This is a genomic window from Paenibacillus sp. R-74696, from assembly GCF_055814915.1.
The window spans coordinates 314,169-339,341 of record NZ_JBPULM010000050.1 but is presented as its reverse complement, the minus strand read 5'-3'; the positions used below and the strand labels follow the sequence as shown (position 1 = coordinate 339,341).

Below are 25,173 nucleotides of genomic sequence, written 5' to 3'. Positions count from 1 at the left end.
CATTTTACGAAATTCATTAAGCAGACGGTCTACAGCGGTACGATGATCTGCTTGCGCTGGCGGTAGAAGACCCATTTTTTAAAGCCAATTTCCTTAAGGCGTTTGCTGACGCGATCCCAATCGTCGCCGACCCTTGCTGGAACGTGGGCATCGGAGCCGAAGGTCACATTGACGCCGAAATGATGGGCACGCTCCAAAATGTCATCGGATGGATACCAGCCGCCTACATATTTTGTGCTGCCGGAGGTATTAATTTCAATCGACACATCGTTTTCCGCAATAATGCGAAGCGTATCATCGATTTCGGCATCGGCTTTAATGTCGGAGAAAGCAGGGTAATAGCCTTTCATTGCATCAATATGCCCCAGCACATTGAACATGCCGCTGCGCGCCGATTGGCTGATCAGGTCATAATAACGGCGCTTTTCCTCAAATTGCTGCTTCTCGGTCAGCCCTTTCCAGCGATTGCGATTAAAAATACTCACTCCGCTTACCTGATGGACGGATCCGATAATGTAGTCGAACGGTACGCCTTCAAAGGCGTCGCGATAAGCGGGAAGACGTTCAGGGAAAAAGTCAGATTCCATACCGAGCAGCACTTCAATACGTCCCTCATATTTTGCCTTAAGCTCAAGTACTTCCTTTATGTAGTTGTCAAATTCGGATTGGGCCATGGCGATGCCAGGAAAAGGGCGGTCGTCCTTATGGCCGAAATAAGGCGAATGGTCAGAAATGCCAATGGCCTGCAAACCTGCGTCCAATGCGGCAGTAATGTAGTCTTCAATCGTTCCGTCGGCGTGGCCGCAACGCTCGTGGTGGGTGTGCAGATCAAATTTCATTGCTGTTTCCTCCTTGAGTTGAAAATGCGCTGGCAGCTTATTCGCTGCTTATGAATTGATGCTCCGGCATGCCCTTGAGATCGCTTAAAAACTGCTGCATCGCCGTGTTTAAATATCTGCCGGACTTGTAGACGACGCCGACCGGATGGCTGATTTCAAGCTCATTCACTTTAATCATCTTGAGCGAGCCCCGCCGCAGCTCCTCGGCAATGGACAGCTTGGAGACGACAGCGGCGCCGAGATTAATTTCAACCATGCGCTTCACCTCTTCGCTGCTCGAAAGCTCCATCATAATGTTCGGCTGAATATTGTACTGGCGAAAAATCTTGTCTACGAAGCGCCGTCCCAGTGTGTCGGGAGCAAGCATGATCATAGGAATATCCTTGAGTGCCTCTACGGTAGTATGCTTCAAATCGCTCAGGGGATGCTCCGGAGATACAACAAGCTCAAACGTATCGTAATAAAGAGTGGACGAGTGCAGGTTTGGATTTTTCTCGAATAAGTAAGAAATACCAATGTCAATGGTGCCATTTTCGACGCTGGCGGTCACCTGCGAGGATGGCATCGTATGAATCGTTGTTTTGATCAGCGGAAACTGATCTTGAAAGTAGGATAATACCCGCGGCAAAATTTGAATCGCAATGGAAGAAGTCGTCCCTAGCAAAATATGGCCTTGAGGCGTCGTGTTGAGGTCTGAAAGCTTAGCCTTAAGCTCTTCGACAATAAGCAAAATTTTCTCGGCATGCTCTAGAAAAACTTGTCCATGGTCGGTGAGGGTCACAGGCTGATTGCGGTCAATCAGAACCGTCTTGAATTCCTCTTCAAGCGTTTTGACTTGTGCGGATACAGCAGGCTGGGTCAAATTAAGCAGCTCACCCGCCTTGCGGAAGCTCATCGTTTTGGAAATGGTGAGGAGTGTTTCAAGTTGGCTAATATTCACTACAATCCCCCTCCAGGTTTAGTGAAGCGATTACACGCTTATAAAAATCGGCTTGCAGGCGCAATTGCCTTTCATCGTGATAGCGTTGCTTACTATTATAAAGCAAATCCGGCAAGACGGCAAAAAGCAGGAGAAGCTTTACGTATTATTTAAAGAGGATATAGGGTGGTGTTGTCGAAGTGAGTTGGACGAAGGTACTTATTTGAGGAGGCGTTACGACTGGACAGGAAAGCAATAAGAGGCTGGCTTATGTACGACTGGGCCAATTCGGCATTTGCGACGACGATGATGGCGACTGTGATGCCCATATTTTATTCGGGTGTGGCAGCGTCTAATCTGTCGGGGACGAAGGCGGAAGCTTATTGGGGATACACCCAAAGCATTGCGATGCTGTTCGTAGCGGTGCTGTCGCCGATATTGGGAGCGGTAGCCGATTACATGGGCTCTAAAATCAAATTTCTGACGATGTTTATGCTTATGGGAGCCGCATCCTGTGCCGCAATGGCGTTTGTTGGCGAAGGGGACTGGCTGCTAGCTTCTATACTGCTTATTATAGGAACGATGGGCTTTGCTGGAGGCAACACTTTCTATGATGCGCTGCTGGCGGATGGCGTGCCAATGGAGCGCAGGGATGTCGTGAGCGCGCAGGGCTACGCTTATGGCTATATAGGCGGCGGGCTGCTGCTGCTCGTTAATATTTTGATGATTCAAAATTTCGAGCTGCTCGGATTCCCTACCAAAACCTTTGCGACCCAAATGGTGTTTATAACGGTAGGCATATGGTGGTTTGTGTTCTCGCTGCCGCTGCTGCGTTCGGTGAAGGAGCCTGTGAAAAATGTTAAAGTAGGCTTTGGCACCGCCCTTGGCAAAGGCTTCACGCGATTGCGCGGAACGCTGCGAACACTTAAGCGATATCCGGAGCTGCTGAAATATATGGCTTCGTTTTTATTTTTCAACGATGGCATTAATACGGTTGTTGTGATGGCAACCATATATGGCCAGGGGATCGGCATTAATACGGATGATATGATTACGGCGCTGCTCATTACGCAGTTTGTGGGTTTCCCATGTACGATTGTATTCGGCAGACTTGCAGCGCGTTTTGGTTCGAAAAGGCTGTTATATGTGTCGTTATGGTTCTACGTCGTTATTGTCATTTTAGGTTATTTTATGACGTCATCGCTGCATTTTTATTTGCTCGCGATTATGGTTGGCGTCGTGCAGGGAGGCAGCCAGGCGATTTCGCGCTCGATTTATTCGGGTATGGTGCCGCCGTCCAGATCGGGTGAATTTTTTGGCTTTCTCTCGCTTTCCAGCAAGTTTTCCTCCGTTGTAGGACCGCTGCTGTTTTCGGTAGTCGCGACGGTTTCAGGCTCTACCCGTATCGCTATCCTCTCGCTTATAGGGTTATTCGTCATCGGCATTGTGCTGCTTATGTTTGTCAATTTGACGAAGGGCAGAGAAGAGGCGCTGGCCGGGGATGACTCTGTGAATCCAGTGTAGGAAGCGCTTAAGTTCTGAAACCTTTCAAGGTAAAAAAAGAATGCCCGGCGGCTCTCCTGTTACCAGGAAAGAGTGGCTGGGCATTTTGCTTTTTTGTGGATAGAGTGCTCTTCTTTCCAATGCCAAACCAATGATCAAGGGACCATAAAAGTTAGAACCTCTGCCCTGCTGCATTATCCCTTATAATAAATAAAAAACATCGATGAAATTCATTTTCTGAATGGAGTACATGAGGCGGGGATAGAGGATGGACAAGAAGATAATATCTATTTTTTACGAAAGCTGATGGCTGCTTTTTTGACTACTGCTTTAACGTCTATTTACATGGCTGGGCATTACGTTATAGCAGGAATGGAGCTTGGACCGCTAAATGGGCTAGTCCATCAATTTTTCGTCTGGTTTTGCATGTATTCCCTTTATGTGGGCGTAATTGTGTTTATTTTTGGTAATGCCGTTTCGTTAGCGCTTGAAGGAGCACGCGATAAATGGTTCAAATCGCAGGGCTGGCTTTATGTATTGCTGCATGGGGTGATTGGCTTGCTCATTGAAGTCGTTTTCCCATATACAGGCTTAGCCATATACGGAATGGCTGCGGCTCTCGCATATGGCTGTATAGACAGGCTGTTATGGATCAGGATGTCGAAGAACAAATCGACAAAAGCATTTTTGCTCATTCCAATACTGCTTTTCGGTTAGATTTCCATAAATCACCGGCACAAAAGCAAATAAAAGCTTTTAAGCCGTAAAAAAAGTAGAAGCCTGATGGAAAAGGCGACCGGAATCCAAACCTTTTGCGCAGCGACGAATCTTTTCCATCAGGCTTCTACGACAAGGTCTTAATAGCATTTATTTGGTTGTGCCCTACGGTCACAACCATTCCTTTTTGCGGAAAATAAAAAACATCCCAAAGCCCAGCACAAGCATAATGCCGAGCAAAATATACGAACCGCCTCGCATATGCAGGCCGGGTATAAAGTCGAAGTTCATCCCATAAATACCGGTTATGAAGGTCAGCGGCATGAATATCGTCGTCATTGCTGTAAACACGCGCATAATTTCATTGGCGCGAGCCGAAATACTGGACTGGTAAGCTTCTCGCAAGTTGCCCATCAGCTCGCGGAACGTATCAAATGTCTCGGCGATTTTGACGGCATTTTCATAAATATCGCTGAAATATTTTTGCAGCTGATCATCAATCAGCTTGAGATCGCGTTTGTTCAGCGTAGCGATAACGTCCTTCTGCGGGCCAAGCACCTTCTTGAGCCACAAAATTTCACCGCGCAAACCGATTATTTCGTTCAGATGCGATTTTTTCGTATGCATTAATATATCTTCTTCAAGCGTTTCGATCCGCGTATCAATTCGATCGGCTACGAGGAAGTAGTTATCGACGACAATATCGACGAGATTGTATAAAAAATAATCGGGGCGGCTGACTTCCTGCTCCCACAGGACAGGCTTCAGGGAACGCAGCTCATTAATTTTTTGCTTCGTAACGGTAATAATATAATGGCGGCCGAGAAAAATATTCAGCGCGCGCAGGAAAATTTCCTCATCATCAAAGCGAATGCTATTAATAACAATAAAATAATGGCTTTCATAAATTTCAATCTTAGGGCGCTGCTCCTCCTCGGTAAGGCAATCCTCTACCGCGAGGTCATGCATGTGGAAAAGCGGCTGCAATACAGCCAAATCCTCCACATCGGCATCAATCCAGTAGAAGCCCTCCGGCGATGGAATGAGTGTATCAGCAATATCTTCAATAGGGGTAAACAAGCCGTTGTTGACCAGACGGATTTTCATCTGTGCATCTCCTCTCTGAAATGGACAGGAGGCCGCCTTCGCCGCTTGCACAGAGCACTGTTAATTATAGAAAAACAGGGCGCAATACGCAGTGGCTGGGCAGCCGCCATATTCGGTTGTGTTCAGGCCTTGGTCGGTCGCCTTCCATGTCCGTATGCACTCCTTTATCATGTGAATTTTTGGATGAAAAACACCCGTTTTTTCGCTTAGCGTTTCAATCCTTGTCTAGTATACTCCCGCAGCAGCTTTACATTCAAGCGAAAAAACCGTAAATGATGCCGAAAGATCAGCCTTCGATAGTATATGCAGTCCACAGGGTTGACGCGCCTGCCTGAATCCATTAAAGTATGCTTATAAGCAGCAATTCCATAATTGAATAGAACTACTTTCTTATCAAGAGCAGGCGGAGGGACTAGCCCGATGAAGCCCGGCAACCGGCGTAAGCACGGTGCTAATTCTTGCGGAGACATTTCGATGTTTCTGAGAGATGAGAGAGGCGAACGCTTATTTTTTGAGCAAACGACCTTTTCTCTCGACAGAAAGGGTCTTTTTATATTTGGGAATGCTGATAATCTCATCAAAGGAGTGATTCTGCATGCCAATTAAAGTTCCCGATCATTTGCCAGCCAAAGAAATATTAAATAGTGAGAACATTTTCGTCATGGACGAAAGCGTTGCTTATCATCAGGACATTCGTCCGCTGCGTATCGCGATTTTGAACTTAATGCCTGAGAAAGAAACGACGGAGACCCAGCTGCTTCGCTTGATCGGCAATACGCCGCTGCAGGTGGAGGTTGTGCTGCTTCGTCCGAAGACGCATACGTCGAAAAACACGTCGTACGAGCATCTGCATGCTTTTTACAAAACGTTTGACGAAATTGCCCATGAATTTTACGATGGCTTAATTATTACAGGTGCTCCTGTAGAGCATCTGGATTTTGAGAACGTGAATTATTGGGAGGAACTGAAGGACATTATGGATTGGAGCGCACGGCGCGTCACTTCGACCTTCCATATATGTTGGGCCTCGCAGGCAGGACTTTACCATCATTATGGTGTTCCCAAATATGAATTGGATGATAAAATTTTCGGCGTGTTCCACCATACGATTGAGAAGCAGAACGTCAAGCTGCTTCGCGGCTTCGATGAAGCGTTCCTCGTGCCGCAATCCCGTCATACGGAAGTGCGTCGCGAAGATATTGAGAAGGTTGATCATCTGGAAATTTTGTCGGAATCGGCCGAATCGGGCGTTTACATTGTCGCTTCCAAGGATGGCCGTCAAATTTTCGTCAGCGGGCATTCGGAATACGATCCATTCTCATTGAAAAACGAGTATGACCGCGACAAGGCGAAAGGGCTCGACATTGCATTGCCGAAAAACTATTTCCCGGGTGATAACCCGGAAGCAGTGCCGTACTCCTCGTGGAGGGCGCATGCTAATCTGCTATTCTCGAATTGGCTCAACTATTACGTGTACCAGCAGACGCCATTTGATTTGGGAGCAAACATCTAACTATATAATAGAAGGAGCAATAGCCCATGTTGAAAATCGAAAGTGAATTAGCGCAAATTGGTTCGCAAAAGGATACGGAAACCGGTGCCGTAAGCTTCCCCGTTTATCAGGCAACGGCTTTCCGCCATCCGAAGCTCGGACAAAGCACAGGATTTGACTACGCTCGTACAAAAAGCCCTACCCGCGCCGTATTGGAAGAGGCGGCTGCCAAGCTTGAGTCTGGCGATGCTGGCTTCGCCTGCAGCTCTGGCATGGCGGCTTTGCAAACGGTATTCGGCCTGTTTCACCAAGGCGACCATTTAATCGTGTCGCTTGATCTGTATGGCGGCACTTATCGCCTGCTGGAGCGGATTATGTCGAGATATGGGGTTACAGCATCCTACGTGGATACGAACGATATTGATGCGATGAGCGAGCTGTGTTCACCGAATACGAAGGCGGTACTGATCGAGACGCCAACCAATCCGCTAATGATGATTACTGACATCGAGCGTGTCGCTTCATGGGCGAAGTCCAAAGGGCTGCTGACGATTGTAGACAATACACTGCTGACGCCGTTTTTCCAGCGTCCAATTGAGCTGGGGGCAGATGTCGTTGTCCACAGTGCGACTAAATATTTGGGCGGTCACAATGATGTGCTCGCTGGCCTTATTGTGACGAAGGGACAAGAGCTGTCGCAGGAAATGGCGTTTTTGCATAACTCCATTGGAGCGGTACTTGGGCCGCAGGATTCATGGCTGTTAATGCGCGGCATGAAAACATTGGCGCTGCGGATGGAGCGTCATGAGTATAATGCAACAAAAATTGCGGGCTACTTGCTTGAGCATCCTTCTATTGAAGAGGTTTATTATCCAGCCTTGCCGCATCATCCAGGTCATGAGGTGCAAAACCGCCAATCGTCGGGCAATACCGGCATTTTCTCCTTCCGCGTGAAGGATGCCCGCTACATTGAGCCGATTCTGCGCCATATTCAATTGATTGCTTTTGCTGAGAGCTTGGGCGGCGTTGAATCGCTGATGACCTATCCGGCCGTACAGACGCATGCCGATATTCCAGAAGAAATTCGCCTTGCAGTCGGCGTTGATGATAAATTGCTTCGCTTCTCCGTTGGCATTGAGCATGCAGATGACCTGATTGCCGATTTGGAGCAGGCACTTGCCGCAGCTAAGCAAGAGATTGGGGAGGTATAGCAGCATGAGCGACAGACATAACAAAGAGGAATATGCCAAGCGTCATTTTGCAACGAAATTGCTTCATTTCGAAGGATCATTTGATGAGCAGACGGGTGCATCCAGCACGCCGGTTTTTCAGGCATCTACGTTCCATCAAAGCGATTTGTCCCAAAATCCGCCTTATGATTACAGCCGCTCCGGCAATCCGACAAGGCAGGCGCTGGAGGACCAAATTGCGCTGCTGGAGGGCGGTACGCGGGGCTTTGCCTTTGCATCCGGCATGGCGGCCATTTCAACGACGTTCCTGCTGCTGTCGGCGGGCGACCATGTTATTGTGACTGAGGATGTGTATGGAGGTACATACCGCCTGCTGACGACGGTGCTTAATCGTCTTGGCATGGAGACGACGTTCGTTGATATGACGGATTTTGAAGCCGTTAAAGCTGCATATAAAGAGAATACGAAGGCGGTATTTATCGAGACGCCTTCCAACCCGACGCTGAAAATCACCAATATTTCGCAGGTGGCATCGTGGGCGAAGGAGCATAACCTGCTGACGATTTTGGACAATACGTTTATGACGCCATATTATCAGCGTCCGCTTGAGCTTGGTGTAGACATTGTTGTGCATAGCGCGACGAAGTTTCTGAGCGGTCACAGCGACGTGCTCGCTGGTCTTGCTGTCACGGCGGATGAAGAGCTGGGACGCAGGCTGTATCAGCTGCAAAATGGACTCGGCGCCGTGCTGAGCGCCCATGAATGCTGGCTGCTTATGCGCGGCATTAAGACGCTGCAAGCGCGTATGGAGCATAGCGAGCGCAGCGCGCGCAAGCTGGCGGAGTGGCTGAATGAACATCCGGAAGTGACGAAGGTTTATTATCCTGGCCTTGCGGATCATCCGGGCCGTGAGGTGCATGAGCAGCAATGCTCCGCCTATGGCGCGGTGGTATCCTTTGACGTGGGCAGCGGAGAACGGGCGAAGGCGATGCTTGGCCGCGTGAAGATCCCGCTTGTAGCGGTCAGCCTTGGCGGCGTAGAAAGCATCCTATCGTATCCGGCGATGATGTCGCATGCGGCAATGCCGAAGGAAGTACGCCATGAGCGCGGTATTACGGACGGCCTCGTACGCTATTCCGTAGGCCTTGAGCATATTGAAGATTTGCTAGCAGATTTGGATCAGGCTTTGCGCGGCTAACGGCTGCGTAAAGTGGAGGAAAAGACGGCTGTCATTACTGACAAGCCGTGTTTTTCCTTTTTAGCGGCTGTATTGGCTGTAAACGAAAGATGACGAATTAGAGCTTAGTATGATAAAATTAGCCTATACTTAATTAGTTTGTGAAAAAAAGCGCAACATCAAAACTACAGCGATAGATAAGGAGGTCTTGCGTAATGGCAACGTTGGACCAGATATTGGATAAGGCCCTGCGGGGTGAGCGAATAAGCTTGGAAGAATGTATTATTATGTTCGAATCCGACGAGATTGAGAAAATGGGTAAAGTTGCAAATGAAATTATGCTGCGCAAGCATCCCGAGCCTATAACGACATTCGTTGTGGGAAGAAACGTCAACTACACGAATGTGTGCGACGTTTATTGCAGGTTCTGTGCCTTTTACCGTGCCCCGGGCTCCAAAGAGGGTTATGTGCTCGATAACGAGACGATTATGAACAAAATTCAAGAAACGATTGACGTGAATGGCACGGAAATTTTGATGCAGGGCGGAACGAATCCGGATCTGCCTTTTACTTATTACACGGACTTGCTGAAGGAAATCAAACAGCGCTTCCCGGACATTACGATGCACTCCTTCTCGCCAGCGGAAATTCAGAAGATGAAGGAAGTTTCGGAAGGCCTGTCGCTCGATGAGGTTGTTCGCCAGCTGCATGAAGCGGGACTGGATTCGCTGCCGGGCGGCGGCGCGGAAATTCTTGATGATCGTACTCGCCGTAAAATCAGTCGCAAGAAGGGCTCCTATACGGACTGGATCGATGTTATGAAATCGGCCCATCGCCATGGCATGAATACAACGGCTACGATGGTATATGGCTTTGGAGAAACGATGGAGGAGCGCGCCTTGCACCTGCTGCGCATTCGTGACGTTCAAGATGAGTGTAAAGCGAATGGCTACGACTCCGAAGGGTTTACGGCCTTCATTTCCTGGCCGTTCCAGCCAGACAATACGAGGATGCCGATGGAGAAAGCGAAGCCGGAGGAGTATTTGAAAATTGTGGCGGTCAGCCGTATTTTCCTCGATAATATTGATAATCTGCAATCGTCTTGGGTAACGATGGGACCTGACATGGGTAAACTTTCGCTGGCCTATGGCTGCAATGACTTCGGCAGCACGATGATTGAAGAAAATGTAGTGTCCGCTGCGGGCACGACGCACAAGGTCAACATTGAGCTGATATTGAAGCTTATTCGTGAAGCGGGTAAAGTTCCGGCGCAGCGCAATACGCGCTATGAAATTTTGCGGATGTACAATGAAAGCGATAAGGCTGAGCAGGATTTTGTGATGCAAAATTAGGCTGTAGCGACTGGCTAATTCGCAACTGTTTTCGATCATTAAAGATAATAACGCTTGTCTCCTATCTTTTTCGTTAAAGGATAGATAGGAGACAAGCGTTTTTTGTTAGTGCCTCTAAAAGCAGCATTTCACACTTTAGACACCTCGACCGATAGTTGTATAATATAGTCGTTCGGATTTTTTACCGAAATGTAGCTGAGCACCTCAACCGCGTACGCTTTCCCGCATAGGGCCAATCCGTTACTTTTCATATATGTTTTTATGATAGCGTACGTTTCAGACATCGTTTCATAAGAGCCTCGATGATTCATGACAACATAGATACCTTTAGGCTTGGTAAGCATTCTCTCCCCTAGTATGGGAGCTTTTAGCTTATTGGCAATGAAATCCCCGTAATAATCGCCTGATTCAAAATGATCCTTACATAAAATGGTCCAGATAGGAAACTCGTTTTCAATCAAATGATTTTCGCAGTAGGTTCGATGTTCATTTAATTTGTGAGCAAACTCCTTGTCACCATCGCCCTGTTCCAGTTGAGTGGCAATGAAATATTCCTCGTCACATTCCGCTATGAACGGACCATCTTGAAGCGTTCCCGCAGCTTGCTCCGACATTTCAATGGCGCCTTTCAAAAGTCTTTGCATTCGTTGTATTCTAATCTGTTCCATCTCTAGGTCATGCAGCTTTTGTTTGAGCAGTTCTATGAGCAGTGGGTTGTTCTGATTCTGAATAAACCCTTTAATTTCATGCAGGGAGCTCCCCGCTTTTTTCAATACATTAATAATATCCAGTACGTAGCATTGCTGAATGGAGTAATAACGATAACCTTTTGAGTTTATAAATTCTGGTTTCAAAAGTCCGATCTCATCATAATGAAACAGGGTATGTTTGGTAACCCCGCAAGTCTTGGCAAATTCACTGGTCGTAAAATATAGGCTGCGGCTGTCGGACATCGTTCATTCCTCCGTTACAAGCTATCAAAAATAATCAACCCTATTGTAGCCTATCAATTAAAGCTTGACTATAGGGTAACCCGATACTTTAAAGTTTGAAACAAGTTAACTTGCATACTTGGAGGAGTAACATGTCTAAATTCAAACGTTGGTTGGTTCTGGTTATCGTATCAAGCGCACTTTTACTTATTGTGATGGATATGACCATCCTGTATACGGCATTGCCCAGCTTAACCCACGATCTCGGTGCGTCAGCATCGGAAAAATTGTGGATATTGAATGGCTACTCGCTCGTCATGGCGGGTCTGCTTCCAGCAATGGGAACGCTCGGAGACCGATGGGGTCATAAAAAAATCTTCTCCCTCGGCTTGCTCGTCTTTACGGCAGCGTCACTGCTTGCCGCTTTTTCTCCCAATCCTTATGTGCTAGTGGCGGGACGGGTTCTGCTTGCCGTCGGTGCATCTATGATGATGCCGGCCACATTGTCCATCATCAGAATCACCTTTACAAATGGACGCGAGTTAGGATTGGCGATTGGCATTTGGGGCTCTGTTGCTTCTGGAGGAGCAGGTCTCGGTCCCATCGTAGGCGGTCTGCTTCTGGAGCATTTTTGGTGGGGATCGGTGTTTTTAATTAATCTTCCGATCGCCATTGTTGCGCTCGTATTGACACTGATCTATGTGCCAAATCATCCGGGCAATAAAGAAAAGAAGTGGGATTTAATTAGTTCGATTCAGATCATGATTGCGATGGTGGCAATCATCTATTCCATTAAAGAGTTTGCTAGGCGTGAAGGGTCGCTTACTTTAGCTGTTATAGGAGCTGTTATTGGCATTGTGGCTTTAATCATCTTTATTCGTAGGCAAAATAGCAGCGAAAATCCACTTATTGATCTTTCGTTATTTAAAATAAATGGTTTTTCGGCTGCATTTATCACGGCTTTGGCAGGCACATTTGCACAGATGGGGGTTCAGTATATTGTGACTCAGCGTCTTCAATTAGTGGAAGGCCTAAGTCCACTCCTAGCGGGGCTGTATACGATAAGCATACCGTTAGCAGCGCTCATTGCGGGTCCGCTGACTGGAGCGATCCTGCATCGCTATGATGTGATCCGTATTAAAAGCGCAGCCCTTCTGCTTGCGGCTCTGGGAATGGGGGTGTATCTGATGCAATTCGATTCGGGCATTGCTGAGCAGATACTTGGACTCGCTCTCCTTGGTGCAGGCTTAGGAGCAGGGATGACAGCAGCATCGCATTCAATTATGAGCTATGCTCCCCCTGAGAATGCGGGGATGGCGGCATCCATTGAGGAAGTGGCCTATGAGATGGGGGGAGCGTCAGGCATTGCGATCATCGGAAGTATGTCAGGCCTCGTATACACCTTGGCTATGAAAATTCCTGCCGGACTCCAGGTTCCGGGTAATGTGAAAGACAGCCTGGATGAAGCGCTTCTGGCTGCAGAAGGATTGCCCGCACAGGCTGCCGAGGCGTTAAAAGAAGCAGGTCGTGCGGCTTTTGATCAGTCCTTTTTCGCGATTATTGCGGGGGTAACCGTATTTTTGGTGGCAGCCTCGATCATCGTTGGTTTGACGGGAGCTCGTTCAAAGAAAAGAAGCGCCGCCCAGTCTTAATCGAGTTAAATAGCCAAGTAAGGTTAACATTTTCCGTGAGGGGATGGTTTGTAAATGATTCATCAATTGATAGTGATTGCATGCATGGTAGCCGGGATCACCTATTTCATTCTCGCAGGTAGAAACATCATTAAAGAAGACAGCATTCAGCATGATTTGCTGCTTGAAAAGTTAAAGCAAAAGGAAGAGATAAGGCTGAAGGTTAGCTAGAAGATTGGTTAGAAATTTGGCTGAGGAATAGATAAAATCCAAGAAAATAGATCGGAAAAATAAAATATTATTCCAAATGCCAATTTTCCACACAAATAGACTATTCAAACTGTAATCTTCTGTGTTACAATACGATTTAATCGAATATGAATCTTCAGGGCAGGGTGCAATTCCCTACCGGCGGTAAGGATGCGTTCGGAGCATCCAGAGCCCGCGACTCCTGGCTGCTTGCAGCCGGGACTGATCTGGTGAGAATCCAGAGCCGACGGTATAGTCCGGACGGGAGAAGATCAGAACCAGCTTGTTAAATGACAATCATTTAACAAGTTTGTTGATGATGCCCTTGTCAGATTGCTGACAGGGGCATTGTTTCTTTTTCATAATAAAAGAAGGTTCAATTCAAAACTTTCTCAGGAGGTTTTTGAATTGCAGAACACATTAGAGCTGGCTGGCGAGAAAGCGGGCTGGCGAACATCACGAATTGCGGGCATAAACGGTATATGGTATGTGGCGCTTGGGGCGACACTTTGGGGGCTTGACCCGCTGTTCCGTATTTTATTGCTCAAAAGCTTCACCTCGGCGCAAATTGTATTTATTGAGCATATTTTGCTCGCTTTTTACGCAGTGCCTGTATTGTTTAAATTCCGCCGCACATTAGTCGGCAAGCTGTCGATTGGTGTCATTGGCGCGCTGCTATTTATTTCTTGGGGCGGCTCGGCAGTAGCTACCGTATTATTCACCGCTGCCTTTTCTCATGGGAGCGCCAATGCGGTGCTGCTGCTTCAGAAGCTCCAGCCGTTATTTGCCATATTGCTCGCCAGAGTTTTGCTGAAGGAAAAGCTGCCACAGAAATTTTTCGTCTTTTTGCTGGCGGCGCTGGCAGGCACGTATTTGTTGACCTTTGGCTTTGGATCTCCGACTGTGGGCCTGCATGATCTTGCTTTGCTCAGCTGCCTCTTCTCGATAATCGCGGCGGCATTATGGGGCGGCTCGACCGTTATGGGCAAATATTTGCTGCAAAAGAAATTGTCCTTTTCCATAGTGACGTCCCTTAGGTTTCTGCTTGCTCTGCCGCTGCTCAGCGTCATTTTGCTCGCAAGCGGCGACGCATGGAGCCTGAACGCACAAGGCAGTCAGCTGTCGCTCATTGCCGTCAATTTATTGTTTCAAGCGTTTTTCCCAGGCTTAATCAGCATGCTGCTGTATTACAAAGGGCTTTCCTCAACTAAAGCTGTATACGCGACGCTTGCTGAGCTTTCCTTCCCTGCCGTTGGCGTATTGATTAACTGGCTCGTATTTGGTCAGTCGCTTACATTAGGGCAGCTTAGCGGCTTCCTGCTTATCTGGCTGACGCTATGGCTCATGAGTCGAAGCAGCAATGAACAGGCAGCTCAGCAACCACAAGCTGCTGCTTAAACTGAGGCTTATTCACAACCCCTTCATTCCCAATGTCTTCATCGTATATCGCTGCTGCATGCGCCATATACTGTATGAGGGGAATGAAAGGGGTTGGCTTGTTTATGGAACTGTTTACCGTTACGCTGCCTTCCAAGCTTCAATCAACGGCAGCTGGCTTAGCGGCCTTAATGGCACAATATACGAATGAGGATTTACATATTGAAGCAGCACCCCAGAGTCAGTTGGTGCAGTTCGATTTGGAGTCCGAGGGCACCATTATGTGCCAGTCGGCAACGCCTTATTTTCAACTGAATAAGCATGGAGAAATACTGTACCACCGCGCTGCCAAAGCGCTCGCTGAATATGTTGTAACCAATTTGGAATCGGAAATGCTCATTAGCATCATTAAGAAAAAATATCAGGGCGGCCATTCCACTGACGTCTCCGTTATCGAAAAATATTGCAGCCAGCTGATGCAGGATACCGATCTGGATGGCTTGAACGCCAAGTTTCTGGATGCGGATAGAAAGCGACGCAAGCTCAAGGTAGCCGAAGAAATCGAACTGTATTTGAATGAAAATACACGACTTGACCTTGGCGGCATCGCTACCTTCAGGCTTCATGGGTATCGTCACGAGCTAGGCGACATTGTGGAATACGCTCTGGATGAATATGTGCTCGATAAGCAATATCAGGAGTTTATTTCGCTGCTCAAATATTTTGTTGGGCTGCAGCAATCGAAGGTCGCCATGGTCCATTTGGTTCATAAAGGCAACCATGATTTTATGCTGTATAATGACAAATTTCAATTGTTCGAGCCGAAGCCGCATTCCGACCGCCTGGTGGCCGAAATGCTGGAAACGGAAATGAACATCGAGGATATGGTTATCAGCTCGCTGATTGCCGCGTCTCCTAAGCAAATTGTCGTTCATACGCAGCATGTCGATATGCAGGTCATTCGGACGATTGAAACGATTTTTGACAACCGGGTATCGGTGTGCAGTGATTGTGTGTTGTGCTCCCACGCAATGGGGGAATGGAATGATGGTGTTACTCAGCCTTAAAATAAGTAAGTAATATGAATCAGCATGATGAACTAGCCAAATAAACTAGCTGCAGGCTCGCCGATATTCGGCGAGTTTTTTTCAAATGAAAGAAATACATAAATAATACAAAATTGTGTATTACACTATGACATAGGACTGTAACTTTAAATTGGGAAGAAGGAACACGCATGACGACCGTACTCGTAGTGGATGACGATCCGCATATCCGGCAGCTGCTCCGTTTGTTTTTGGAAGATGAAGGAATGGACATTATAGAGCAAAGCAATGGTGTAGACGCTTGGAACTACTATAGCAATCAACCGGTTGATCTTATTATTCTCGACATTATGATGCCGCAGATGGACGGCTGGGAGCTGTGCAGAAGGGTGCGTGAAGCGGGGGATAAGCCGATTATGATGATTACCGCCAAAGGGGAGGCACCAGAGCGAATTAAAGGCTTTCGGCTGGGCACCGACGATTATATGGTAAAGCCTTTTGACCCGATGGAGCTGGTGATGCGGGTGAAGGCGCTGCTGAAGCGGTATCGCATTTCAATCTCACAAATTGTTCGTTTAGGACAAGTAACCCTTGATAAAACGAGCTATCAAATTCGTTACAAGGACTCAGGCTCAAACGAGTCGATTCCGCTCAAGGAATTTGAACTGCTATTTTTGCTGGCGAGCTATCCGGGCAAGCTATTCAAGCGTGATTCATTAATTGAGCAAATATGGGGCTACGATTACGAGGGCGACGAGCGGGCTGTGGATACGCATGTTAAGCGACTGAGAGAGCGTTTTGCCGCGTATGAGCAGGATTTCAAAATCGTGACGATCTGGGGGCTAGGCTACCGGCTGGAGGTATATCGTGATTAAATCGCTGTATGTCCGCTTCATTCTTATGTTTGTTGCATCGGTTATAGCGAGCGTCATTTTAAGCTTTTTCATGACCCATTTTCTGTTTAGCCACAAGCTTCGCGCCTACGTACAGGACAATTTAATCATCAGCGGCAAAACGATAATTGAATCCTACAAGCATTCGTACCCCAACAATTTGGATGCTTTAATGGAGGGGATAACCGCTCTGCCTATTTTCACCATTATCGTTTATGACGAGCAAGGCAGACCGCTTCACGAAACCGACAAAGTTGCCAAACATGAGCTGCACGTGGATGAAAAAAATCTGCGCAGCGTGCTGAACGGCGGCATATACCGTGGTGGAATGGACAAAGAATATGATCGGCTCGTCGTGGGGCTCCCTTTTCAAATGGAAGGACATGCTTACGCCTTGTTTATAAAGCCCGAAACGAATAACGTTGCCGACCTCGCTTTCGGCTATTTCCGTATGCAGCTTATTCTCGTTATGTTCATTGGAACGCTTCTCGTGATCATCACCTCCCGTTATATGGTACGGCCTTTGAAGCATTTAACCTTGGCTACGCGCAATATGGCAAAAGGCGATTTCAGCATCAGGCTGGCTACGAAACGCAAGGATGAGATCGGAGAGCTGACAGCAAGCTTTAATCAGATGGCCCAGGAGCTCGATTCGTTGGAGCGGGTGAGAAGGCAATTTGTCTCGGACGTCTCCCATGAAATTCAATCGCCGCTTACTTCAATTAAAGGCTTCACTATGGCGCTTAAGCAGAAAAAGTTGGATGAGGAAAGCCGTCTTCGCCTGCTCACCATTATTGAGGAGGAAAGCGATCGGCTTTCCCGGCTAACGCAGGATTTGCTCAAGCTTTCCGCGCTTGAGCATGACCAAATCCAGCCGAATATGAGCCAATATCGTTTGGATGAGCAGCTTAAGGATGTCATGATTGCCAGTGAGCCGCTTTGGTCTGCCAAAAACATTAAGCTAGAACTGAATCTGGAGCCTATAGTGATTTCGGCAGATGAAGATAAGCTGAGCCAGCTCTGGACGAATCTGCTGAGCAATGCGATTAAATTCACAGGAGTTGATGGTGTTGTTTCGATTAACCTGGTGGCAAGCCAACATAGCGTGACTGCTTCGGTTGCCGATAGCGGAGTAGGTATTGCAGAGGAGGAGCTTCAGCATATTTTTAAATCTTTTTATAAAATAGATCAGTCCCGCGAGCGTGTGGTTGGCGGAAATGGCATTGGCCTCTCGATCGTCAAACGAATTGTCGAGCTCCATGCAGGGGAAATCAGGGTAGAGAGTGCAGTGGGAAAAGGTACGATGATGACAGTCATACTGCCGCTCGTCCCTCCAAATAAATACAATAAGGTCTGACAGGGGTCTAATACATAATTAGTACAAAATTACTGGTTATGATAAAGGAGGTTATACAACGAGAGGAGAGATATACATTGAATCGGTTGACTAAATTTAGCTTGAAAAATAGTGTTGCTGTCATTTTATTATGCGTTTTGGTGCTGGGGTATGGCTTGTATGCCTCCACGCAAATTAAGCAGCAGACGTTTCCGGATTTGGATTTCCCGGCCGTGTTCGTACAGGCGATTCAGCCTGGCGCCTCTACGGAGGAGATCGAGTCGGAGGTTGCAAAGCCGATTGAAGACCATTTGAAGCGTGTGCAGGGCTATGAGTCGTTAACGAGCACCTCTGCTGAAAATGCAGCCAGTATTTTTATCCAGTTCCCATTTGGTACTGACATGGATAAAAAATACAGCGAAGTTAAAGCTGAGCTCAGCAAGCTGAAGCTTGCCGATAATGCCAGTGTAACGGTGCAGCGCTTGTCGGCAAATAGCCAGCCTATTTATCAAGCGGCTGTATTCGCTGCCGAAGGAGATTCGGCAAAGCTAGCTGATGAGCTGCAAAACAGCATCGTGCCTGAGCTGAAAAAGCTAGCTGGAGTAGGAAGCGTTACGCTAAAGGGCGGTACGACGAATGAGCTAAGCATTGTTGTAGATAAAAATAAAGCGGCGCAGCATGGCATTACGCTCAGCTCCATCCGCACGGCGCTTCAGGCGCTAGACTACGCCCTGCCACTGGGCTCGGTGTCGCAGGAAGAGACGGTAATACCAATCCGGTTGACCGGCAGCCTCGATACCTTGAAGCAGCTTGAAGAGCTGAAGCTGGCGGCAACGGCTGGCGGCGGCGCCGCAGGCTCAGCGACAGGCAGCGCTAGTGGAGCGGGTGCTGGCGGTATGCAGGGCAATGCGGCTAATCAAGCTGCTCCTGGCAGTGCCGCAGGTTCTGCATTAGGAAACGTTGCCGGGTCAGGCGCAGCATCAATTGGTTCTGGAGTTTCAGCCGGTGCGGTCACCTCAGCTGCTATCACGCTGGGTGATATTGCCGACATTAAGACGGTGGCTGAGCAAAATGAAATTACCCGCTTTAATGGCGAGCCGAGTTTTGTAATTTCGATTCAGAAGACGCAGGATGCCAACACGGCAGATGTGTCTGACAGTGTGAAAGAGCTGCTCAGCACTTATCAAGAAAAAGGCGAGCTGAACTATCATGTCATCGTTGACCAAGGGCAGGATATTAAGGAATCCGTATCCGGCCTCGTTCGTGAAGGCCTGTATGGCACATTGTTTTGCGTACTCATTATTTTCTTGTTTTTGCGCAATGTAAGAGCGACGATTATTTCGATTTTGTCGCTGCCGATTTCTATTTTTGCAACGATTGCGATTATGGATCAAATGGGCTATACGCTTAACATTATGACGCTGGGCGGCATCGCCGTGTCCGTCGGACGGATCGTCGATGACAGCATCGTCGTTATTGAAAATATATATAGATGGCGGCAGGAAAAAGGCGAGAAAATGAGCGGCAAGGAGCTGGCCTACCAAGCGACCCGCGAAGTGATCGGGGCTGTGGCCTCATCTACGGCGGCGACGATTGTCGTCTTTGCACCGCTCGCTTTTGTCAGCGGGATCATTGGACAGTTTTTCCGTCCGTTTTCGATTGCTGTCGTCCTCTCCATATCGATTTCGCTGTTAGTATCGGTGATGCTGATACCTGTGCTGGGCAGTCGCTTTTTCAGAAGCGTGAAGCCGCATACGAAGGAAAGCAGACTTTCGAATGGTTTTGAAAAAGTGATCCGCAGCGCGCTAAAGCGCAAAGCGCTCGTATTAGGTTCAGCTGTCGTGCTTTTAGCAGGCTCGCTGGGGCTAATTCCTTTAATCGGCGTTGCTTTTCTGCCGACTAGTGCGGCACCGAGCTTAGCTATTGATGTTGCCCTGCCAGCGCAAAGCAGTCTGAAGCAGACGGACGATGTCAGCGGCGAGGTGGAGGCCTATTTAAGTAGGCTGGAAAACGTAGAGAGCTACGAGGTTTCCGTTGGGGGTGCAGGCGCTAACCCGCTGCTCGCTAGCGGCGGCAATAATAAAGCGACGATCACGGTTCAATTCACCGAAGGAAGCGATATGGCGCAGTTGACTTCGAAGCTGCAGACTGAGCTGCTGGCTGTAGTCACTGCGAAGCAGGCAGGCACAACGCTCAATATTAAAGCGGGCGAACAGCAGGGGCCGCCTTCGGGCAACAATATTGATGTCAGCATTTATTCGGACAGTGCGGACAAGCTGGCGCAAACGGCCCTTCAAATAGAAAAGCTAATGAAGGAAAGCAGCGATTTAAAGGATATTACGAACAATATGGATGAGGTAACACCAAAATGGGTCGTTTCCCTTAATCAAAGCGGAATGGATGCTAATATTAGCCCTTTTCTGATTATGCAATTGACCGGCGAGCAGCTGCGACCAGTCGATGCTGGCACCTACAAAATCGATAACAAGGAGCAAGCCATAACTTTGTCGTATGAACAGCAAATTGCTACAAAGCAAGAGCTGGAAAATATACAGATTCCTACTGCATCGGGCATGAAGAAGCTGAAGGACATCGCGGAAATAACGGAGCAGAATGCTTGGATCAAGGTCAGCCATGATGATGGGAAAATGTACGCTCTCGTTAGTGGAACGGTGAAGGACGCCAGTGCCGTATCGGCCGTTACAAAGCTGGTGCAGGCGGATATTGATAGTCTGACGCTGCCTTCCGGTGTGGAGCTTAAGGTCGGCGGCGGGCTGCAAATGATCAATGACGGCTTCTCAAGCCTCGGTATCGCCATGGCGGCAGCGATTGGCCTCGTATTTATTATTATGAGCATGACGTTCGGAGGCTTGCGGACGCCGCTTATTATTATAGCCTCGCTGGTGTTTATTCCGGTTGGCTCGCTGAGCGCCTTGCTTCTGACAGGGCAGTCATTGTCTATGAGCGGCATGATTGGCATGCTGATGCTGGTCGGCATCGTCGTCACCAATGCGGTCGTACTGTTTGATCGGGTGGAGAAAAATCGCAAAGCGGGCATACCGATTACAGAAGCGATCGTAGAGGCGGCAAGAACAAGGCTTAGACCGATTTTAATGACGGCTTTTGCGACGATGCTTGCGCTTGTTCCCCTTGCCTTATCCGGCTCCTCGACGAGCCTCATTTCGGGAGGCCTTGCGATAGCGGTTATTGGCGGCTTATTCAGCTCGACGCTGCTCACATTGATCGTTATGCCGGTCATATATGAAATGGTGTGGAAAAAACACAAGGTTAATGCAGCGGATACGTTTAATGACTATGCATGAGGAAGAGGGAGTGAGAGCAATGAATGGACGTAAAGGAAGAAGATTCATGGTGTTTGGCGTGTTTGCTGTACTGATGCTTGGAGCTGCTTTTGCTGAGGTGCCCACACGGCAGGGTAGCGAGGTAGCACTGATGCCGCTCTTCCTCATTTTGCTTACGATCAGCGTATACCGGATCGTTCGCGTACGCCGCCGCAGCATCTATAAAGGAAAAGGCTTGTCGTAAGCCTCTCCAACTAAAGGTGCTTAAGGCAAACTACGCCCTAACGCTTGACCTGCTTGCTATTCAGGACTATAATTATGCTGATATAAGATGAAAAGGCATTGATAAAGACATGTATTTACACATTCAACTGGTTCAGAGAGAGGAAACAAGGCTGAAATTTCCTTCCAGATCAATGTAAATATACCCCTTTGTAGCTGTATAGCCGAACGTGCTTCAACTAGTGAAGCGCCATTAAGCTGTACCGGAAATCTCCGTTACCAGATGAATTAAGGATTGGCTGCAGCCGGGATGAAATACGCTGATAAGCGTTAGGCGAGCAATCGAATTAGGGTGGAACCACGAGCTTACAAGCACTCGTCCCTTCGCGGGATGCGTGCTTTTTTTGCGTTCAGAACGCAGCAGCTTGGAAGCTTAGCGAAAGAAAGGATGATAACGATGGCGATTAAAGTAACTTTGCCGGATGGCGCAATAAGGGAATATGTTGCAGGAACAACAATTGAAGAGGTGGCTGGCTCAATCAGCAGCGGACTGCGCAAAAATGCAATTGCCGGTAAAATTGACGGGAAAACCGTTGATGTTTACACACCTATTAGCGAAGATGCAAAGGTTGAAATCGTAACCTTGGATTCGGCCGATGGACTGGAAGTATACCGTCACAGCACAGCGCATTTGATGGCACAGGCGATCAAGCGCATATATGCCGATGTTGATCTTAAGCTCGGTATTGGGCCCGTTATTGAGGATGGCTTCTACTATGATATCGATATGGAGCAGTCGATTACTCCGGAAGATTTGGTGAAAATCGAGAAGGAAATGGATAAAATTGTTCAGCAAAATCTCGATATCCGCCGCCGCGTCGTCAGCCGTGATGAAGCGATTGCCGTATTTACCGATATTGGCGACACGCTTAAGCTGGAGCTCATCCGCGATCTTCCTGTGGAATCGGAAATTACGATTTATGATCAGGGCGAATTTTTCGACCTATGCCGTGGGCCTCACCTTCCGTCTACTGGACGGATTAAAGCCTTCAAGCTGCTCAGCGTAGCAGGCGCTTACTGGCGCGGAGATTCCAAAAACAAAATGCTGCAGCGTATTTACGGAACAGCGTTCCCTAAGAAAGCACAACTGGATGAGCATTTGCACTTCCTTGAGGAAGCGAAAAAACGCGATCACCGCAAGCTTGGACGCGAGCTGAAAATGTTCACGTTCTCGCGCGAGGTTGGCCAAGGCTTGCCGCTCTGGCTGCCGAATGGCGCGAAAGTTCGCCGTACATTGGAGCGCTACATCGTGGATATGGAAGAGCGTCTTGGCTATGAGCATGTATATACGCCTGTACTGGCTAACGTTGAGCTTTACAAGACATCCGGCCACTGGGAGCACTACAGCGAGGATATGTTCCCGAAAATGGTGCTGGATAACGAAGAGCTTGTTCTTCGTCCAATGAACTGCCCGCATCATATGATGGTTTTCAAAAGCGATATGAGAAGCTACCGCGACTTGCCGGTGCGTATTGCAGAGATGGGAACGATGCACCGTTATGAAATGTCCGGTGCCCTGACTGGCTTGCACCGCGTTCGCGCGATGACGCTGAATGACGCGCATATTTTCTGTCGTCCGGACCAAATCAAGGAAGAGTTTGCCCGTGTTGTCAACCTCATTCGCAAGGTATACGAGGATTTCGGCATTAAGGAATATCGGTTCCGTCTATCGTACCGTGATCCACAGGATACCGAGAAATATTTCCAAAATGATGAAATGTGGGAAATGTCGCAGCGTATGCTTCGCGAAGTTGTCGAGGAGCTGGATCTGCCATTTTTCGAGGCAGAAGGCGAAGCGGCTTTCTACGGTCCGAAGCTGGACGTTCAGATCAAAACCGCGCTGGGCAAAGAAGAAACGCTGTCCACAGCACAGCTGGACTTCCTTCTTCCAGAGCGTTTCGAGCTGGAATACATCGGAGAAGACGGCAAGAAGCACCGTCCAGTCGTTATTCACCGCGGCATCATCAGCACAATGGAGCGCATGACGGCATTCCTGCTTGAGAATTTTGCTGGCGCGCTGCCGCTGTGGCTGTCGCCGATTCAAGCGAAGGTTATTCCGGTTTCCACCGTTTATGAGGAATATGCGCGTGAAGTGGCTGAGAAGCTGCAGGAAGCGGGCATTCGCGTAGAAAGCGATCTTCGCAATGAGAAGCTTGGCTACAAAATTCGCGAGGCGCAAATTGAGAAAGTGCCGTATATGCTCGTTGTCGGCGAGAACGAAATGCAAGCTGGCTCGGTCTCGATTCGCAAGCGCGGCGAAGGCGATATCGGTGCAAAATCGATTGCCGAAACAGCTGAATTGCTGGAGCAAGAAATCAAAACAAAGGCAATATAAGAGCAGCTAGCAGCAGCTCGTCTGCATAAAGCTTGTGCCACTTGGGTAATCTTCTTCAGAGGAGGAAGTGCCCAAATGGTTACAAGCTTTTTTCAATATAAAAAAATGCTGCTCGCAATTGCGGCGCTCGTACTGCTTTCGATTTGTATAACGACATTTCCAGACAAGAAGCCCGATCAGGCGGCATTGACGCAGCATATGCCGGCAATAGTCGCTCCAGAGGCGCTCCCGCTTCAAACCGTCAAGCAGCAGTTAGCGCCGCAAAAATCGGCATACGATAAAGTGAAGGTCGTCGCAACGGGCTACACCGCCGGAGTTGAATCGACAGGAAAGCGGCCCGGCCATCCGAGCTATGGAATTACTTATTCGGGCGTGAAGGTTCGCAGGGATATGGTTTCCACGATTGCGGCTGATCCGAGGCTGTTCCCGATTGGCTCCCTGCTCTATATTCCCGGATACGGGTATGGCGTTGTCGCCGATACGGGATCAGCTATTAAGGGCAGCCGAATCGATTTATATTTCGAGACGACGGCTGATGTGTTCAAGCAATGGGGCAAGCGTACAGTGGAGGTAGAGGTCATTCGCAAAGGCACCGGCAAGCTGTCTCAGGCTTGGCTCAATAAGGTAAACAAGGCTGCTGAAGCTGGAAAAGGCTTGCCCGAGGCTTACCTTGAATCGTAACAAAAGCATGCATATTAGAGCCATAACCCGCCATACTAACATGGACGGGGAGGTGAAAAACCAACATGGCCAAGAACAAAAACAATAAAGCAGCTCAATCGAACCAAAAGCTGAATACCGAGTTTGCACAAGAATTTGTGCAAAACAATGAAACGAGCAATACAGCCGCTAAATCGACTCAAAAAAAGCAGAAATAACTCGCTGCCCCAATAAATAAGCGAGAAAAGGAGCCGCTATGGCTCCTTTTCTCTAACCTGGCGAATGGGTATTGAAATGAGGAGATAAAAAACAGTTTTCAAACGAACCTGTTTTATTGTATGATTACGGTGTAACGAATAATCACATGATAAGACAGGTGAACTCTCATGACTGATCCTATAACATTCACAAACTATTCGGCTTCAGAGCATCGCAGAGCTGCTGAGGTGCTTCCATTCATTGACGCTTATATCGCCAAGAAGGAACAGGAAATTATCGAGATCGAGCAAATGGTCGAGCGTTACGAGAATCGCCGTCTCAAGGAAGAGAGGGCTTATCAATCGATGTCTGCTTTCAGACGCATGTTGTCGGGAAAGAAGCCGGATCATCATTTGGCGGTAGAGCATATCCATTTCGTGCGCAAGCCGATGGAGAAGGTTCGTGCGCTAAGACTTGAAATTGAAAAAGTACGCATCATTCAAAGCAGCTCGGCTCCAACTGATATGGTCACGGTTCCCTTTGAGCTGGCGAATGATTTACTATAATTTGCTATAGGACATAGAAGAGAATTTTCAATCCTTTTCAATAAAACAAAACCTCCACTTTCCCGGATGC

General features: G+C 48.1%; 23 protein-coding genes and 2 riboswitches. Of the genes, 19 read left to right on the top strand and 4 right to left on the bottom strand.

Translation table 11 applies throughout. The features are described 5' to 3' along the window. Positions 1-29 precede the first annotated feature (29 nt). Positions 30-839: a histidinol-phosphatase gene (locus ACSR9A_RS29980; RefSeq protein WP_473762137.1), complete on the bottom strand. Its 810-nt coding sequence runs from the start codon at positions 837-839 to the stop codon at positions 30-32. A gap of 37 nt (positions 840-876) precedes the next feature. After that, the gene (locus tag ACSR9A_RS29975) at positions 877-1,779 is read right to left on the bottom strand and encodes a LysR family transcriptional regulator (protein ID WP_099516592.1); all 903 of its coding nucleotides are present in this window, start codon (positions 1,777-1,779) and stop codon (positions 877-879) included. Here ACSR9A_RS29975 and ACSR9A_RS29970 point away from each other — a divergent pair. From ACSR9A_RS29970 to ACSR9A_RS29960, 3 genes are all read left to right on the top strand, one after another. Continuing rightward, complete coding sequence (locus ACSR9A_RS29970; protein WP_473762134.1) at positions 1,765-1,932, top strand: hypothetical protein; 168 nt, start codon at positions 1,765-1,767, stop codon at positions 1,930-1,932. The genes ACSR9A_RS29975 and ACSR9A_RS29970 overlap by 15 nt on opposite strands. 96 nt (positions 1,933-2,028) lie before the next feature. After that, a complete protein-coding gene (locus tag ACSR9A_RS29965; protein ID WP_473762132.1) occupies positions 2,029-3,282 on the top strand; it encodes an MFS transporter in 1,254 nt (417 codons plus the stop codon). A 297-nt stretch (positions 3,283-3,579) separates the two neighbouring features. Then, positions 3,580-3,978: a hypothetical protein gene (locus ACSR9A_RS29960; protein ID WP_473762129.1), complete on the top strand. Its 399-nt coding sequence runs from the start codon at positions 3,580-3,582 to the stop codon at positions 3,976-3,978. Positions 3,979-4,149: 171 nt separating this feature from the next. Here the strand turns inward: ACSR9A_RS29960 and corA are convergent, their stop codons facing one another. Continuing rightward, the gene (corA, locus tag ACSR9A_RS29955; RefSeq protein WP_341281584.1) at positions 4,150-5,085 is read right to left on the bottom strand and encodes a magnesium/cobalt transporter CorA; all 936 of its coding nucleotides are present in this window, start codon (positions 5,083-5,085) and stop codon (positions 4,150-4,152) included. Between the two features lie 387 nt (positions 5,086-5,472). Beyond that, positions 5,473-5,579, top strand: a riboswitch (SAM riboswitch). A gap of 101 nt (positions 5,580-5,680) precedes the next feature. On the opposite strand from corA, the gene metA reads away from it, so the two are divergent. The 4 genes from metA to mqnC all read left to right on the top strand — a co-directional run bounded on the left by metA (position 5,681) and on the right by mqnC (position 10,296). Beyond that, positions 5,681-6,598 (top strand): homoserine O-acetyltransferase MetA, encoded by a 918-nt coding sequence (gene metA / locus ACSR9A_RS29950; protein ID WP_473762127.1) that lies wholly within the window; start codon positions 5,681-5,683, stop codon positions 6,596-6,598. A 26-nt stretch (positions 6,599-6,624) separates the two neighbouring features. Next, a complete protein-coding gene (locus tag ACSR9A_RS29945) occupies positions 6,625-7,788 on the top strand; it encodes an aminotransferase class I/II-fold pyridoxal phosphate-dependent enzyme (protein WP_473762123.1) in 1,164 nt (387 codons plus the stop codon). A 4-nt stretch (positions 7,789-7,792) separates the two neighbouring features. Continuing rightward, positions 7,793-8,965: a trans-sulfuration enzyme family protein gene (locus ACSR9A_RS29940; protein ID WP_473762121.1), complete on the top strand. Its 1,173-nt coding sequence runs from the start codon at positions 7,793-7,795 to the stop codon at positions 8,963-8,965. 194 nt (positions 8,966-9,159) lie between these two features. Continuing rightward, positions 9,160-10,296, top strand: coding sequence for a cyclic dehypoxanthinyl futalosine synthase (gene mqnC, locus ACSR9A_RS29935; RefSeq protein ID WP_473762119.1), 1,137 nt, complete (start codon positions 9,160-9,162; stop codon positions 10,294-10,296). Positions 10,297-10,424: 128 nt separating this feature from the next. Here mqnC and ACSR9A_RS29930 read toward each other — a convergent pair whose 3' ends face one another. Continuing rightward, entirely contained in the window at positions 10,425-11,249 is an 825-nt protein-coding gene (locus tag ACSR9A_RS29930) for a MerR family transcriptional regulator (RefSeq protein ID WP_473762117.1), read from the bottom strand. A gap of 131 nt (positions 11,250-11,380) precedes the next feature. On the opposite strand from ACSR9A_RS29930, the gene ACSR9A_RS29925 reads away from it, so the two are divergent. The 12 genes from ACSR9A_RS29925 (at position 11,381) to ACSR9A_RS29870 (ending at position 25,103) form a co-directional block, all read left to right on the top strand. Next, complete coding sequence (locus ACSR9A_RS29925; protein ID WP_473762115.1) at positions 11,381-12,880, top strand: MFS transporter; 1,500 nt, start codon at positions 11,381-11,383, stop codon at positions 12,878-12,880. Between the two features lie 54 nt (positions 12,881-12,934). After that, positions 12,935-13,090 (top strand): hypothetical protein, encoded by a 156-nt coding sequence (locus tag ACSR9A_RS29920; protein ID WP_473762113.1) that lies wholly within the window; start codon positions 12,935-12,937, stop codon positions 13,088-13,090. Positions 13,091-13,236: 146 nt separating this feature from the next. Next, positions 13,237-13,385, top strand: a riboswitch (FMN riboswitch). A gap of 131 nt (positions 13,386-13,516) precedes the next feature. After that, a complete protein-coding gene (locus ACSR9A_RS29915; protein ID WP_473762110.1) occupies positions 13,517-14,506 on the top strand; it encodes a DMT family transporter in 990 nt (329 codons plus the stop codon). Positions 14,507-14,610: 104 nt separating this feature from the next. Beyond that, positions 14,611-15,552, top strand: a complete 942-nt coding sequence (locus ACSR9A_RS29910) for a putative sporulation protein YtxC (protein WP_473762108.1) — start codon at positions 14,611-14,613, stop codon at positions 15,550-15,552. 170 nt (positions 15,553-15,722) lie between these two features. Further along, the gene (locus ACSR9A_RS29905) at positions 15,723-16,406 is read left to right on the top strand and encodes a response regulator transcription factor (protein ID WP_473762106.1); all 684 of its coding nucleotides are present in this window, start codon (positions 15,723-15,725) and stop codon (positions 16,404-16,406) included. Beyond that, a complete protein-coding gene (locus ACSR9A_RS29900) occupies positions 16,399-17,781 on the top strand; it encodes a sensor histidine kinase (RefSeq protein WP_473762103.1) in 1,383 nt (460 codons plus the stop codon). Before ACSR9A_RS29905 ends, ACSR9A_RS29900 begins: the two co-directional genes overlap by 8 nt. 77 nt (positions 17,782-17,858) lie before the next feature. Next, entirely contained in the window at positions 17,859-21,083 is a 3,225-nt protein-coding gene (locus ACSR9A_RS29895) for an efflux RND transporter permease subunit (protein WP_473762101.1), read from the top strand. Between the two features lie 19 nt (positions 21,084-21,102). Next, positions 21,103-21,306, top strand: coding sequence for a hypothetical protein (locus tag ACSR9A_RS29890; RefSeq protein ID WP_473762099.1), 204 nt, complete (start codon positions 21,103-21,105; stop codon positions 21,304-21,306). Positions 21,307-21,741: 435 nt separating this feature from the next. Then, positions 21,742-23,679 carry a threonine--tRNA ligase gene (gene thrS / locus ACSR9A_RS29885; RefSeq protein ID WP_341282895.1) on the top strand — a complete coding sequence of 646 codons (1,938 nt, stop codon included), beginning with the start codon at positions 21,742-21,744 and terminating at the stop codon, positions 23,677-23,679. A 75-nt stretch (positions 23,680-23,754) separates the two neighbouring features. Continuing rightward, positions 23,755-24,360, top strand: a complete 606-nt coding sequence (locus ACSR9A_RS29880; RefSeq protein WP_473762097.1) for a 3D domain-containing protein — start codon at positions 23,755-23,757, stop codon at positions 24,358-24,360. 65 nt (positions 24,361-24,425) lie between these two features. Then, the gene (locus ACSR9A_RS29875; RefSeq protein WP_341281595.1) at positions 24,426-24,557 is read left to right on the top strand and encodes a hypothetical protein; all 132 of its coding nucleotides are present in this window, start codon (positions 24,426-24,428) and stop codon (positions 24,555-24,557) included. A gap of 168 nt (positions 24,558-24,725) precedes the next feature. Next, positions 24,726-25,103, top strand: a complete 378-nt coding sequence (locus ACSR9A_RS29870) for a hypothetical protein (RefSeq protein ID WP_341281596.1) — start codon at positions 24,726-24,728, stop codon at positions 25,101-25,103. Positions 25,104-25,173: the final 70 nt, after the last annotated feature.

Bases quoted from the DNA above. Each gene is read 5' to 3' on its own strand.
- ACSR9A_RS29980 (WP_473762137.1), bottom strand. From the start codon at position 839: ATGAAATTTGATCTGCACACCCACCACGAGCGTTGCGGCCACGCCGAC.
- ACSR9A_RS29965 (WP_473762132.1), top strand. From the start codon at position 2,029: ATGTACGACTGGGCCAATTCGGCATTTGCGACGACGATGATGGCGACT.
- corA (WP_341281584.1), bottom strand. From the start codon at position 5,085: ATGAAAATCCGTCTGGTCAACAACGGCTTGTTTACCCCTATTGAAGAT.
- metA (WP_473762127.1), top strand. From the start codon at position 5,681: ATGCCAATTAAAGTTCCCGATCATTTGCCAGCCAAAGAAATATTAAAT.
- ACSR9A_RS29945 (WP_473762123.1), top strand. From the start codon at position 6,625: ATGTTGAAAATCGAAAGTGAATTAGCGCAAATTGGTTCGCAAAAGGAT.
- ACSR9A_RS29940 (WP_473762121.1), top strand. From the start codon at position 7,793: ATGAGCGACAGACATAACAAAGAGGAATATGCCAAGCGTCATTTTGCA.
- mqnC (WP_473762119.1), top strand. From the start codon at position 9,160: ATGGCAACGTTGGACCAGATATTGGATAAGGCCCTGCGGGGTGAGCGA.
- ACSR9A_RS29930 (WP_473762117.1), bottom strand. From the start codon at position 11,249: ATGTCCGACAGCCGCAGCCTATATTTTACGACCAGTGAATTTGCCAAG.
- ACSR9A_RS29925 (WP_473762115.1), top strand. From the start codon at position 11,381: ATGTCTAAATTCAAACGTTGGTTGGTTCTGGTTATCGTATCAAGCGCA.
- ACSR9A_RS29920 (WP_473762113.1), top strand. From the start codon at position 12,935: ATGATTCATCAATTGATAGTGATTGCATGCATGGTAGCCGGGATCACC.
- ACSR9A_RS29910 (WP_473762108.1), top strand. From the start codon at position 14,611: ATGGAACTGTTTACCGTTACGCTGCCTTCCAAGCTTCAATCAACGGCA.
- ACSR9A_RS29905 (WP_473762106.1), top strand. From the start codon at position 15,723: ATGACGACCGTACTCGTAGTGGATGACGATCCGCATATCCGGCAGCTG.
- ACSR9A_RS29890 (WP_473762099.1), top strand. From the start codon at position 21,103: ATGAATGGACGTAAAGGAAGAAGATTCATGGTGTTTGGCGTGTTTGCT.
- thrS (WP_341282895.1), top strand. From the start codon at position 21,742: ATGGCGATTAAAGTAACTTTGCCGGATGGCGCAATAAGGGAATATGTT.
- ACSR9A_RS29880 (WP_473762097.1), top strand. From the start codon at position 23,755: ATGGTTACAAGCTTTTTTCAATATAAAAAAATGCTGCTCGCAATTGCG.
- ACSR9A_RS29875 (WP_341281595.1), top strand. From the start codon at position 24,426: ATGGCCAAGAACAAAAACAATAAAGCAGCTCAATCGAACCAAAAGCTG.
- ACSR9A_RS29870 (WP_341281596.1), top strand. From the start codon at position 24,726: ATGACTGATCCTATAACATTCACAAACTATTCGGCTTCAGAGCATCGC.